General features: G+C 42.0%; 12 protein-coding genes. 5 read left to right on the top strand and 7 right to left on the bottom strand.

Features of this window, described 5'->3' with window-relative positions; genetic code table 11:
* Window positions 1-128 precede the first annotated feature (128 nt).
* The 5 genes from Q3A68_RS16525 to Q3A68_RS16505 all read right to left on the bottom strand — a co-directional run bounded on the left by Q3A68_RS16525 (window position 129) and on the right by Q3A68_RS16505 (window position 4733).
* Window positions 129-620 carry a hypothetical protein gene (locus Q3A68_RS16525; protein ID WP_302902220.1) on the bottom strand — a complete coding sequence of 164 codons (492 nt, stop codon included), beginning with the start codon at window positions 618-620 and terminating at the stop codon, window positions 129-131.
* 31 nt (window positions 621-651) lie between these two features.
* Complete coding sequence (locus Q3A68_RS16520) at window positions 652-1260, bottom strand: nucleotidyltransferase family protein (protein WP_302902219.1); 609 nt, start codon at window positions 1258-1260, stop codon at window positions 652-654.
* On the bottom strand, window positions 1257-2375 hold the full coding sequence (locus tag Q3A68_RS16515) for an XdhC family protein (RefSeq protein WP_302902218.1): 1119 nt from the start codon (window positions 2373-2375) through the stop codon (window positions 1257-1259). The genes Q3A68_RS16520 and Q3A68_RS16515 overlap by 4 nt, the downstream gene beginning before the upstream one ends.
* 45 nt (window positions 2376-2420) lie before the next feature.
* Entirely contained in the window at window positions 2421-4043 is a 1623-nt protein-coding gene (locus Q3A68_RS16510; RefSeq protein WP_302902217.1) for an ArnT family glycosyltransferase, read from the bottom strand.
* A gap of 111 nt (window positions 4044-4154) precedes the next feature.
* Window positions 4155-4733, bottom strand: coding sequence for a phosphohydrolase (locus Q3A68_RS16505; protein ID WP_302902216.1), 579 nt, complete (start codon window positions 4731-4733; stop codon window positions 4155-4157).
* 187 nt (window positions 4734-4920) lie between these two features.
* On the opposite strand from Q3A68_RS16505, the gene Q3A68_RS16500 reads away from it, so the two are divergent.
* The 5 genes from Q3A68_RS16500 to Q3A68_RS16480 all read left to right on the top strand — a co-directional run bounded on the left by Q3A68_RS16500 (window position 4921) and on the right by Q3A68_RS16480 (window position 10926).
* Window positions 4921-5934, top strand: a complete 1014-nt coding sequence (locus Q3A68_RS16500) for a glycosyltransferase family protein (RefSeq protein ID WP_302902215.1) — start codon at window positions 4921-4923, stop codon at window positions 5932-5934.
* 34 nt (window positions 5935-5968) lie between these two features.
* Window positions 5969-6154 carry a hypothetical protein gene (locus Q3A68_RS16495; RefSeq protein WP_302902214.1) on the top strand — a complete coding sequence of 62 codons (186 nt, stop codon included), beginning with the start codon at window positions 5969-5971 and terminating at the stop codon, window positions 6152-6154.
* A 773-nt stretch (window positions 6155-6927) separates the two neighbouring features.
* The gene (locus tag Q3A68_RS16490) at window positions 6928-8235 is read left to right on the top strand and encodes an ammonium transporter (protein WP_302902213.1); all 1308 of its coding nucleotides are present in this window, start codon (window positions 6928-6930) and stop codon (window positions 8233-8235) included.
* 221 nt (window positions 8236-8456) lie between these two features.
* Window positions 8457-9584 (top strand): phosphotransferase enzyme family protein, encoded by a 1128-nt coding sequence (locus Q3A68_RS16485; RefSeq protein WP_302902212.1) that lies wholly within the window; start codon window positions 8457-8459, stop codon window positions 9582-9584.
* A 4-nt stretch (window positions 9585-9588) separates the two neighbouring features.
* The gene (locus Q3A68_RS16480) at window positions 9589-10926 is read left to right on the top strand and encodes a DUF3472 domain-containing protein (protein WP_302902211.1); all 1338 of its coding nucleotides are present in this window, start codon (window positions 9589-9591) and stop codon (window positions 10924-10926) included.
* A 9-nt stretch (window positions 10927-10935) separates the two neighbouring features.
* On the opposite strand, the gene Q3A68_RS16475 is transcribed toward Q3A68_RS16480, so the two are convergent.
* Together Q3A68_RS16475 and Q3A68_RS16470 are read right to left on the bottom strand one after the other, a co-directional pair.
* On the bottom strand, window positions 10936-11736 hold the full coding sequence (locus Q3A68_RS16475) for a phosphatase PAP2 family protein (RefSeq protein ID WP_302902210.1): 801 nt from the start codon (window positions 11734-11736) through the stop codon (window positions 10936-10938).
* Between the two features lie 157 nt (window positions 11737-11893).
* A complete protein-coding gene (locus tag Q3A68_RS16470) occupies window positions 11894-12667 on the bottom strand; it encodes a phosphatase PAP2 family protein (RefSeq protein ID WP_302902209.1) in 774 nt (257 codons plus the stop codon).
* Window positions 12668-12708: the final 41 nt, after the last annotated feature.

The following is a 12708-nucleotide window of genomic DNA, read 5'->3' as shown; positions in this document are numbered from 1 at the left end:
CTACGCTTAGTGTAATCGAATACTTTCTTTTTTTCCATAGCGATTCTTTTTGTGTATCGCTATATCAGGACCAGACACATCTTTTAAATAAAAACCTCTCAGCTATTTGAGAGGTTTTTTTATGCTTTTTATCTCACGGGTCTAAAGTCCTGGTTGGTAACGGGCGGCGATGTGGGTATAGTAATAATATTAAACCCATGCTGATTATCTTTATGGCAGGCATTGCAATCATTGGTCAGTTCGGTAAAGCCAGCTTTAAATTTATCCATATCCTGTTTGCTGATGGCGGCTTTAATAGTATTTACTGCCGGATCGATAATTCCCAGGCTTTTTATCTCGGGGCGATCGGTACAGTATTTTTTAACGTCGTCAAGAGTCTCACCTATTTCATGAACTTCAAAATCGGCTAGCTGCCAGTTTTTGTTGATACCGGCAAACCAAAGCTTAGCATGGTGCTCTTGTATGCCCATCATAAACTCACCTAAACCTGGTTTATAAGTATCATTCAGCCTGGCCTGCAAGCTGTCAATTTTAGTCTGTAATTGTTGATTATTATCAGACTGGTTACAGGCAATCACCATAAAACAGGTAGCAATAATAAGGAATACAATAATTTTCATGGCTGATGAATTAATCTGAGAATAAAGTTAATTATTCTTCTAACGCTTTATAATCGTCTATTGTATCAATATCGATACTGCCCTGCGGAAAAGATATAGTTGCTAAAAGGTCAGTATTCTGCATCATAATCTTCTTAGCGCCTGTATCCCCTTTTAAATTCATTAATTGGGAAAAGAACTGCTTGTGAAAGAGTGCCGGGGTGCCGATGGTCTGGCCATATTGGCTTGCTATGATTCGCTTACCCGTTTTTTTCTGCTTATCCTGCAGACTATTCAATAAATCAGGGGTTACATAGGGCTGATCGCAAACCATCAAAATTGCTGAATCAATATTGGAATCAAGTGTTTGTAATGCCTGGATACCACTACGAATCGTTGACGCCAGGCCACTCTGCCAATCGTCATTTTTTACTACATAAATTCCGGAAGTATCAATTTCCTTCAAGATAGTATCTGCATTGCTTCCTAATACCACAATAATTGGTTGTGCTGGCGATTGCTTAGCAACATCTATGGTATGTTGAAAAAGATTTTTGTTTTGATACTTCAGTAATTGTTTTGGCATGCCTAATCGACTCGATCGTCCCGCAGCTAAGATGATTGCAGCGCAATTTTTTATGACGTTAAATTCGCTGGTCATCGGTTATGAATTACTGTAGTACGTAATCGCAAAAACGTACCGTCCCGGCCTGAAAGTGCAGCTTTTACTTCTGCGATGAGCGAGAGTGCGATCTCTTCGGGGGTAACAGCACCGATATCTAATCCCACAGGCGCATGTATCCTGTCCATATTTTCCGTTGAGCTGATCCTTCCTTCTTCGGCCAGTTCCCGCCATATTTTCTCAGAACGTACCCGCGGACCCAGCATCCCAATATAAGGTGCAACGGTAGCTAATGCCTTTGGAAGATTATTCTTATCTGTTTTATAATCATGCGCCATTATGATGATGGCAGTGTAGTTGTCTATAAAGATATCCTCGAAATTTGCAGGAGCGACTACTTCATCAGCAATCATAATAATATGTGGGTTGATCTTCTGAAGTTCTGCAACAATGGTCAGCCGCCAGCCCATTTCTTTTATCAAACGGCTTAGTGGATAAACATCATACTGGTGCCCCATCAAAATCATACTCACCTCCGGCGGTAAAATTTCGATAAAACATCCCAGTTTTCTGCCATCTTCCAACTCCAGGTAATATGGTGCCGAATGACCAACGGAGACTTGTTCAGCGACTGCCTTATTTAATTCCTGTATCGCTAAACTATCTTTCAAGATATTTAAACTTTGGGCATTTACATATTTAATAACCTCTCCTTCACCAACACCCCTCCAATCCCCTGATAATTTGGTTATGGTTATCAAGATATGCGTTTCGCGGCTGGCTTCAACACAACGTTTTAAAACCTCTACAGGGTTATTTTTATCCTCGACATTTAGCGGCGTCAATAACACATCGATTACGCCATTGCAGCCAAGACCAACACCTATCTGGTAGGGATCATCGTCAGTAGTATCATAAGTTATCAGTGTAGGGGTGGATTTCCGTATCGCTAATTGTGCACGTTTTAAAGCATCGCCCTCCAGGCATCCTCCACTGATGCCTCCGACCCATATCCCATTATCCAAAATCAGCATGCGCGCACCGGTACGACGATATGACGAACCTTCCACCCGCACAACGGTAGCTAATGCCAAGCCAAGGGAAGCTTTGTCCGCTTCATCGTAAGCCTTTATGATCGCTTTAATCTCCTTCATGCGGCTTAAAAATACGGAATACTTGCCGTGAGCAAAAGCCTGATCTTAATTTCCGAAAGGCGGCAAACCATTCAGCTGGCGATATAGTGGCATATCATTGCGCTGCTGCGCTGATTGATGGAACTTAGAGCAGTAATAAACCTGCAAATGCAGTTCAACCCTGCCATGGCGGATAATCTCGATATCCGGGAGCTGTTTAACTGACTCAAAATATGGTTTTACATCAGCATCCACACTTGGTTGGTTTTCCTGGGCAATTACGATGGCGTCTTTACCTAACAAGGTTTTAGGATCACCCAAAAAAGCGGTATTACGTGGATCAAAGCTAAAACAGATCACATCCTTCTGCCCTTTCAGCGCCCAATCTATTTTACCAGTAAGCCACCAGCGCGGAGTCCCTGCAAAAACATTTTTATTCTGCAACCAGCCCTCTTTTTCAAAGCGTGTCCGAATATCGTCGTAATCTATTCCCTGTATGGTTGGATCTACAGTGTCTTTATGAAATTTATACACGATCCATCTCGGCCCGTAATATTGCCAGAAACCCGTTACCATATGAAAGCTCAATACACCGATAGTAATTACGGTAAAACAAGCAGAGAATCTCAGCCAACGGCGTGTGCCCCTGCCGGCTAAACCTCCCTGGCTCATTTTTTTATCGATGGCAAAACCCAGTGGCATAAAAAGCATCATATACCCTGGTGCCTGCCAGTGGAAATGATATTGCAGGTCGGCCCACAGTGTTACAACGGTAAAAAATACAATTGGCAATATTGATAGCCAGAACGAAAAACTATAGGCTTTTGATACCAACCGGTTCACAAATGAGCGGTAAAGCTCGCGAATGGTTGGCACCCATATCCAGGGCAGTAACCATAAAGCTTGCCCCCCTATACTGCGAAAGAACCAGTCGAAATGCAATGCAAATTTTTTACCCGTTCCTGCTCTTGCTCCCTGGAAAACAAAGGAGGCCCAATTGTTATTATAGTTCCACCATATTACCGGGAACGCAAATATGATAGTAATTAGAACAGCAACGTACGGACCGGGATGCCATAGCCAATGGCGATACTCTTTATTGGTGCCAATAAAGATAAACACACCGGCAAAAATGAAAAGCACATGGTATTTGCTCAGGGTAGCCAGACCAAGACAAACACCTGTCATAATCCATAAAAACCAGGTACGACCGCTATTTCTGATTATTTTTTGATCGCCTTTATTATTAAACAGCAGCTCAATTATAAAATAAACACTGGCCAGCCAGAAAAACATCAGTGGCGCATCAGGCTGAAACCAGCAGGCAATAGCCACTGTAAACACTGCGCTCAGGTTCATTACCACAACAGCCCAAAAGCCGGCTCTGGCATTAAATAATTTCCTTGTTATAGCAAATAAAAGCCAGCTCGTTCCCGCAAATAACAGCACAGCCGGGAAACGAAGACCCAGATTGGTTAGTCCGAATATTTTGATACTTATACCGCTTAACCAGAAGAATAAAGGAGGCTGATCGAAGTAGCTCCATTCAAGATGAGTAGTTCCCCGGAAATAGTACGCCTCACCAATTCCAAGGCCCGTATAAGCAGCTATAAAGATTCGTAAAACAAATGTAACCAGGATAAGTATAAGCGTATAAGAGGCCGCGTTACCTTCGGTAAGTTTCTTCATTTTAAACACAGGGGTATTTTCCCGATCTGCAAAGTGAACAATTCTTTAAAACAATCACGAATTATTTGTCCACTTTTTTAAAATGAGATTGCCAGAGATTAATAATCCGAACTACCCGATTCTTGGCTGGATAGACGATTTTGACATCAGGAAGGCTGGCAGATATTTATCCATAATCTTATACAGGTGACTCATTGCCAGCAATTTAATATGCGGTATGTTCAACTTATATTTCCTGGTGTCTTTAGCCTTGTCATTCAGATAGCGTAAACGCACAAATAATTCAGCATCGGGATCTAACTCAAATTTGTCCGCTTCTTCTTTGATCATTTTTCCGCCGCGGGTTTCCAGATCAGCTTTTTCGCTTTCCGGCAACTGGTCATAATACTCCGGATATTTATAGGCCAGGTAGCGGGTAGCTTGCAGGTCACTTTCAACTAAAGCAGCCAAGCGTTCTGAGAAACCATGTTCGCGCAAATAATCAGTACCTAATATTTCGCCTGCGTTATGGAAAAATGCGGCCAATATTACTTCATCCTCATATCCTTCTTCTTCTGCCAATGCTGCAGCCTGGGAAACTTGCTCCAATTGCGACAGTTCCTGGTCGGTTACTTTTCGCTTTCCATACTTTTCATATAGAGCAAAAACCTCATTAACAATGCTTTCCGGTTTTAAGATTGAAATATTCATGATATACGGCTTTGTACAAATGAAACAACTTCATGTTACTAAATTATTAATTCAACATGATGTATTCATAATGGTTTCTTAATGTTGAAAATTTATACATAAAATATGAAAATTGAATGAAATACATAACGAAAACTTAACATTTACTTAATTGTTACCTAACTACCTTTGTAAAACTATCGCAAGGATGAAAATACTTTATGCAATACAGGGCACCGGCAATGGACATTTAAGCCGTTCGATGGACATTGTACCTCTTCTTAAGCAAATGGCCGATGTGGATGTACTGGTTAGCGGCACACAAGGCGACCTGATTCTCCCCTTTCCCGTTAAATATAAATTCAATGGATTTGGTTTTATTTTTGGCAAATCCGGTGGCGTTGATATCTGGAAGACATTTTACAAATCCCGCTTCCGCAATTTTTTAAAAGAAGTCAACAAAGTTCCTGTTGAAGAATACGACCTGGTCATCAATGATTTCGAACCGGTGTCAGCCTGGGCATGTTACATGAAGAATAAACCCTGCATTGGTTTAAGTCACCAGGCGGCAGTTTTAGGTGAGAAGGCGCCTAAGCCGGACGATACCGATATGATCGGTAAGCTTATATTAAAAAACTACGCCCCTGTTACTGCTCAATATGGTTTCCATTTTAAAGCATTCGATCAGAATACTTTCACCCCGGTGATCCGCAAGCAGGTACGCGAGCAAAATATATCTTTTAAAGGACATTATACGGTTTATTTGCCCGCCTATGATGATGCCCGGCTGATCAAAAGGCTTTCAGAATTTAAAGATGTGGAGTGGGATGTTTTTTCAAAGCACAATAAAAAAGTGCTGAAGCACAAAAACGTATCGATACAACCAATTGATAATGAAAAGTTTATCAAAAGCATGGCACAATCGGCCGGTGTTCTTTGTGGTGCCGGCTTTGAAACACCAGCTGAGGCTTTGTATATGAAGAAGAAGCTTTTGGTGATCCCAATGAAAAGCCAGTACGAGCAACACCTGAATGCAGCGGCTTTAAAATCAATGGAGGTCCCGGTAATAAAAAGCTTAAAGCCCAAACATGTCGAAACTATCCTCAACTGGATAGAAAACGGCAAAGTAGTGGATGTAAACTATCCCGATAACACCCGCGAGATACTGGAATATGTATTGGAAAGGCATCATGCTCCTGCGCTTTCATTAATAAACGCTTAATTGCGTACATTTGGCCATCCAACCGATTAACATCATGCCTCAAAAAGTAATTACTGTGAACATTAATGTTTACGAACAAACTATAACCAACCGCCATTCAGCATACGAAATCAAGGACGTAAACAAATACCTGGACGAAGGCTGGACCATAAAACAAGTTATTCCAGGCACCACCACCGCGGCAAACTGGACCAACCTGACTTTTATATTGGAGAAATAAGAAACTTGACCCGCTTTCGAAAGCCTCTTATGTGAAATAGGGGGCTTTTATTTTTACAAGAATTTATCTTTTAATAAAAAAGGTAAGTTTATTTATAAATAAACCTTGAAAAACGATATAAAATTTATTTATTTTCAATTTTTATTAAAAAAATATGCAATTTTTATATTTTATTTACTAATTTTATGGAATGAGGGTAAAATATTCATTATTTCTTCCTTTATTTCTCCTACTATCTATCGCATTCACCAAAAATAGCGAGGCATTTTCTCGTGAAAGCAGTCGCCACTATTTTTCAAAAGCCAAAAACGCATTTACAAAGGACCATAACAGCGGTCATTTACTGATAATTAATACAAATGAGTCTAATCAGGCCATTAATCTACGGGCACACAAAACAGTTCATTATGCTCAGCATATGCTTTTTGTGGACAATGATTTTCTGGCACGTCTCAAGCATTATCATTTTTTCTCAGGGAGCGGGCACAAGCAAAGCTTCGCTTCGCAGACAACGCTGTTGTTTCCCTTTCACACCTTTTGGTAGAATCTCACCTAAGGATGTCTGTGATTTTTTAATTGATTATTAAACCCGTTGCAATAAATAACAGGCAAGAGTTTCTTTTTGATTAACCAACAGACATTCTCACCCTTTCCTTTTAGTAGTTCAAAACCTTTTTAACAAAAGCAATCCGGTCAGCGGCCTATTTTATTGCCGGGATTAAACGCCATTGTCCTTTTTCAGACTAATGGATTGCCTTTAAATATTTTGTCAAATGAAAAAAATCATACCATTCGCCATACTTATTATCGTAGTTATTCTCGCCCTCATCTATCCTTCTTTTGAAACTGTTAATATTAAAGACAACAAAATCGACACTGGTGACACTGCCTGGTTATTAGTTGCCACCGCGCTTGTGCTGCTAATGACACCTGGCCTCGCCTTCTTTTACGGCGGTATGGTAAGCAAAAAGAACGTCCTTTCCACTATGATGCAAAGTTTTGTCTGCATGGGCGTTATTACTGTGATATGGGTGGTATTTGGCTTTAGTCTTGCCTTTGGCGATAGCATTGGCGGATTTATCGGCAACCCGGCTACCTTTTTTATGATGAAGGGAATGCTGGGCAATGCCACATGGAAGCTGGCGCCAACCATCCCATTAGTATTGTTTGCCATGTTCCAATTAAAATTTGCAGTCATTACACCGGCGTTGATCACAGGCGCCTTTGCTGAGCGTATCCGCTTCAACTCTTATGTGATATTTCTGTGTTTGTTTATGGTCGTTATTTATGCTCCTCTGGCACATTCTACCTGGCATCCGGATGGATTTCTGTTCAAGTTAGGCGTGCTCGATTTTGCAGGCGGCACGGTTGTACACATGTCGGCCGGATGGGCGGCCCTGGCTTCTGCATTATATTTGAAACAACGTAATGAACCAACCCATTCTCCTGCCCGTATCAGCTATGTTTTGCTTGGCACCGGCTTGCTCTGGTTCGGATGGTTTGGATTTAATGCGGGCTCAGCATTGGGTTCCGGACTGTTAGCAGCTACGGCACTAGCCACCACCACCACTGCATCAGCAGCGGCAGCAATGTCGTGGATATTTTTTGATATGCTTCGCGGCAAAAAGCCATCGGTAATGGGGGCCTGTATAGGCGCTGTGGTGGGCCTGGTAGCTATTACCCCGGCGGCCGGCTTCGTAACAATCCCGCATTCACTTATTGTAGGCATTGTTGCAGCGGTGATCAGTAACCTGGTGGTATTGTGGCGTACCAAAACAACTATCGACGATACATTGGATGTATTCCCATGCCATGGTGTTGGCGGTATGGCGGGTATGCTGATGACAGGAATTTTTGCGCACCAGAATGTAAACAGCGCCAATACTACCGGCAATGGTTTATACTACGGTGAAACCCATTTGTTTTTTGTTCACCTGATCGCTTTAGTAGTAGTATCGGCATTTGCTTTCTTTGGCTCCTTGCTTTTGTTAAAGATCACCGATATGATTAGCAAACTGCGCGTATCACCACAGGAAGAATCGATGGGATTAGACAAGAGCCAGCACGACGAAGGCCTATAATCCTGTAACACAAATTTCAATTAGCCTGTTGTCTATCTTTATCAGGTCGCGTTATAAAGCAAACAAAAGGTTTTGATTGATATGGCTTTCATTGTTAAGCTTTAAACGGCTTTATACCGGTAAAGATCATTATAATGGGAGGCTGCCCTGTCGGAGGGGCAGCCTTTATTTATTGTTGGGGGCTTGTTAACTTCCTTTGTTTACCGATATTTGGACGATTAATGAACCAATCTACCTCAACTGACATACGTATCCATAACCTGATCGCAGCGTTCAACATCGATGCTGATATCGCATCTGTTACTGCATTTGGAAGCGGGCATATTAATGATACCTACCGGATTAAAAACAGTGATCCGAATGGAATAGATTATTTACTACAACGTGTTAATCATCACGTATTTAAGGATGTGCCCATCCTGATGCAGAACCTGTTGTATGTTACAGAACATTTAAAGCAAAAGCTGTCTGAAATACCCGGTTCTGATCTTGAAAAAGAAGTCATAACCATTGTGGAAACGCGTGATGGTAAGCCTTATTTTCGGGACGACGATGGTAACTACTGGCGGGTTTTTCATTTTCTGAAGGATACACGCAGCTACGACCAGGTAACCACCGGACAACAAGCGTATGAAGGCGGTAAGGCATTTGGCCGCTTCCAGGCCCTACTTGCGGATATGGAGCCCGGACTGATAAAAGATACCATACCCGATTTTCATAATATTGAATCACGTTTAGCAAAGTTTGAAAAGGCAGTTGAGGCTGATAAAGTGGGAAGATTACACAAGATACTACCTGAGATTGAATTTGTCCGGCAGCGCGCCGATGAAATGGGCGAAATACTGCGGCTTGGCCGCACGGGTGAATTGCCTCTCCGGATTGTTCATAATGACACCAAATTCAACAATGTTTTGTTGGATCGTTATGACCATGCGCAATGCGTCATCGACCTGGATACGGTAATGCCGGGCTATGTGGCTTATGACTTTGGCGACTCTATCCGCACTATTGCAAACACCGCTTCTGAAGATGAAGAAAATGTTAAATTAATTGGCATAAATATTTCATTATTTGAATCTTATACCAAAGGATACTTAAAAGAAGCCGTACTTTTCCTAACTGAACCTGAGCTAAACTCATTGCTCAAAGGTGTATTGCTTTTGCCCTATGCCCAGACAGTCCGCTTCCTGACTGACTACCTGGAGGGGGATCATTATTATAAAATTCACAACCCTGATCATAACCTTCAACGAACCCGCGCACAGCTGACTTTGGTAAAAAAATTGGAGGAGAACCGGGATAGACTTAGCCATATCATTAACCATACCTGGCGACTATATAAACCTTAAACAGATGGCACTCTTACGATACAAAGGCATACGACAATATATCTACACAATTATGATTTGCGCAGTCGGGACCCTGCCGTCATTCGGTAGAGACGCGATACATCGCGTCTCTACTAAAATAGATACTCTTACCACTGTTCCGATAGGTGGTAATGCCTGGCGTACAGATAACGATACTGCCGGAGGTAATATCAGCGAGAATGGAATTGTACATTGGAGCAACCCGAATGCTGCCTATACGGCATATTTCCGCCTGGGCAGCACGGGTAAATTCAAACTGTACCTAAATATGCAGGTCCGGGCGGGTAAAAGTAAAATAACAATAACAGCGTTGGGATTGACAAGGCGAGTCTCAGCGCCGGCGGGTTCTTTTCACGACGTCTATGTAGGGGAATGGAATGCTGTAGACACCGGTTATGTTGCTGTAAAAATAAAAGGCGAATCCAAAACCGATAGTTTATTTGCTGATATCAGAAACCTAAAACTGCAGGGCACTGCTATTAATGCTAAAACCACATTTGTAAAGAATAATGAAGGCGAGTTCTTTTACTGGGGGCGTCGCGGGCCTTCTGTACATTTAGGCTATACCGCTGCGGATGGTGTGAGTGCCGAATGGTTTTACAACGAAGTAACTGTTCCCAAAGGTAACGATGTAATAGGCTCCTATTTTATGGCTGATGGTTTTGGCGAAGGCTATTTTGGTATGCAGGTAAACTCTCCCGGCGAAAGGCACATTCTTTTCTCGATATGGAGTCCATTCAATACCGATGACCCAAACGCCATTCCTGATAACCAAAAGATCGTCATGCTGAAAAAAGGAAATAATGTTCACACAGGTGAATTTGGCAACGAAGGAGCAGGGGGACAAAGTTATCTAAACTATATGTGGCACGCGGGTCAGACCTATAAATTTCTGGTACATGCTAAGCCTGATGGCAAAGGCCGCACCGAATACACAGCTTACTTTTTTGCACCTGAACTAAACAAATGGCAGTTGATTGCAAGCTTTAGTCGGCCTAAAACAGATACTTATTTAAAACACCTGCATTCCTTCCTGGAAAATTTCGAACCAGAACAGGGCACAAAAACGCGCGAGGTATTATTCAATAATCAGTGGATATGCGACAGGAATGGTAATTGGACCGAGCTTACCAAAGCCCGCTTTACCGGCGACAATACCGCAGTGAAAGGTTATCGTATGGACTATGCAGGCGGTCTGGAGGGCAACCACTTCTTCTTGAAAAATTGCGGGTTCTTTAATTATTATACGCCAAGAAATATTTACTTCAACCGCCCGGCCAGCGGAAAAAAACCCGCTGTCGACTTGAGTAAGCTTCCTTAATTAGTAGGTTTAAAAAGTCCTCGCAAAAGCAATACCCGGTACCCCATCCTGGTAAGTAGGCATGAGCAACATGCTTTTCTTATTGCCATTTTTGTCTTTATGGGTAAGCCAATTACGGATATAAGGATAAGTAAGGTAAGCCAATTTAGTAGAAATAATACCAAAACCAGCACCTGCTACCACATCACTGAGCCAATGGTCACGGTTGTACATTCTGAAAACGCCCGTAGTAACTGCAAATGTGTAACCAATTACAGTGTATATTGGTGATTTAGTTGAATATTCCTGGGCTAAAAACTCAGCTCCCATAAAAGCCAGAGCAGTATGGCCCGACGGAAACGATAAATAATCCTTTTGGTTTGGCCGTAAACGATGCGTAAAATGTTTGATCGACAAAGTACTGAGGCCCATATAGCCGGCAGAAAGTCCCAACAACGCTGACCGGTCAATAAAGGTATTTTTACCGGATACTCCAATTAGGTTTAAACCGTAAACCATAACAACCGGGCCTATCAAAAAGTAGCTTTCAGCCTTAGTATTAAAATTGGGATTCGTTTTGTGTATTTCGCCCTGCACATCAAAATCAAGCTGACGTATAGGATGCGCCCAAAATGATATAGCACCATACGTAATGGCAGCAGCCGGCGGGATAAGAGATAGCGGGTTGCTATGCAATTTTTTAACCGTATCGGGTGCCGTCAACAGGTCCTTCTTTATCGTGTCGACAACTTTCTTTTTGCTGGTGTCCGTTACCTGGGCACTAACTTCAAAAGATATAAGGCTTAGGATAATGATTATTAACTTTTTCAAAGGCATTAAATTTATTTTAGTAGAGATATGATAACCAAACAATTAAAGGGTGTTAAATTGTTTTGACTACTTAACTAAAATTTAATGCTATCTAAATAAACAATCTGTACAAAACCTGAAGTACTCGCTCAAAAAGTTATCCGACGTACAAAAAAAATCAGAATCTCATCGACAATGCCAAACCCGGTGTCCCATCCTGGTAAGTAGGCATAATGAAAGTACTCTTATTACCTGTCTTATCAGTATGTGTAAGCCAGTTCCGCAGATATGGATATACCAGGTAAGCTGCCTTAGTAGACAATATACCGAAACCAGCACCTGCTACAGCATCGCTAAACCAATGTGCCCTGTTGTAAATCCGGAAGACACCTGTGGTAGTAGCAAGACTGTATCCGATAATGGAATAAATCGGCGACTTATCGCCATACTCCTGAGCCATAAATTCGGCAAATGCAAAGGCCGCCGCAGTGTGCCCTGATGGGAACGATAAATAGTCGGAGCCATCTGGTCGTAAACGGTGCGTAGCACTTTTAAGCGGGAAAGTTGAAATACTCATAAACGCAGTTGACAAGCCGAATAATGCGGTCCTGTCCACAAACCTGTTTTTCCCTTCCACACCTATTAAGTTCAGGCCGTACACTGCTATTACAGGGCCGAATAAAAAATAGCTCTCTGCTTTGGTATTAAAGCCGGGACTCATTTCATGCGTCTCGCTGGTTACAAAATGGTCGAATCGCCGTATAGGATGTACCGTGAACGATAAAGCACCATAACCAATCAGACCGGCAGGCAGGATTAAGGCATAGGCCTTACTATGCAGGTGTTTAACAGTATCCGGGGCCTGGGTGATGTCTTTTTTGATCGAATCAATGATCTGGGAATTTGCTTTTAATGAAACTACACTTAATAAAATGAACAGGATTTTTTTCACGTGCACTACTACTTTAATTGTAAATATGGATTTAATACTTA

Origin of the sequence: Mucilaginibacter tolerans (assembly GCF_030519375.1) — a bacterium.
Lineage (GTDB): Bacteria > Bacteroidota > Bacteroidia > Sphingobacteriales > Sphingobacteriaceae > Mucilaginibacter.
The sequence above is the reverse complement of the archived record's forward strand: the minus strand, read 5'-3'. Positions and strand labels throughout refer to the sequence as shown.

Coding starts and splice junctions, on each gene's coding strand:
- Q3A68_RS16525 (WP_302902220.1), bottom strand. CDS start 620: ATGAAAATTATTGTATTCCTTATTATTGCTACCTGTTTTATGGTGATT.
- Q3A68_RS16485 (WP_302902212.1), top strand. CDS start 8,457: ATGAACCAATCTACCTCAACTGACATACGTATCCATAACCTGATCGCA.
- Q3A68_RS16480 (WP_302902211.1), top strand. CDS start 9,589: ATGGCACTCTTACGATACAAAGGCATACGACAATATATCTACACAATT.
- Q3A68_RS16520 (WP_302902219.1), bottom strand. CDS start 1,260: ATGACCAGCGAATTTAACGTCATAAAAAATTGCGCTGCAATCATCTTA.
- Q3A68_RS16500 (WP_302902215.1), top strand. CDS start 4,921: ATGAAAATACTTTATGCAATACAGGGCACCGGCAATGGACATTTAAGC.
- Q3A68_RS16495 (WP_302902214.1), top strand. CDS start 5,969: ATGCCTCAAAAAGTAATTACTGTGAACATTAATGTTTACGAACAAACT.
- Q3A68_RS16490 (WP_302902213.1), top strand. CDS start 6,928: ATGAAAAAAATCATACCATTCGCCATACTTATTATCGTAGTTATTCTC.
- Q3A68_RS16505 (WP_302902216.1), bottom strand. CDS start 4,733: ATGAATATTTCAATCTTAAAACCGGAAAGCATTGTTAATGAGGTTTTT.
- Q3A68_RS16510 (WP_302902217.1), bottom strand. CDS start 4,043: ATGAAGAAACTTACCGAAGGTAACGCGGCCTCTTATACGCTTATACTT.
- Q3A68_RS16515 (WP_302902218.1), bottom strand. CDS start 2,375: ATGAAGGAGATTAAAGCGATCATAAAGGCTTACGATGAAGCGGACAAA.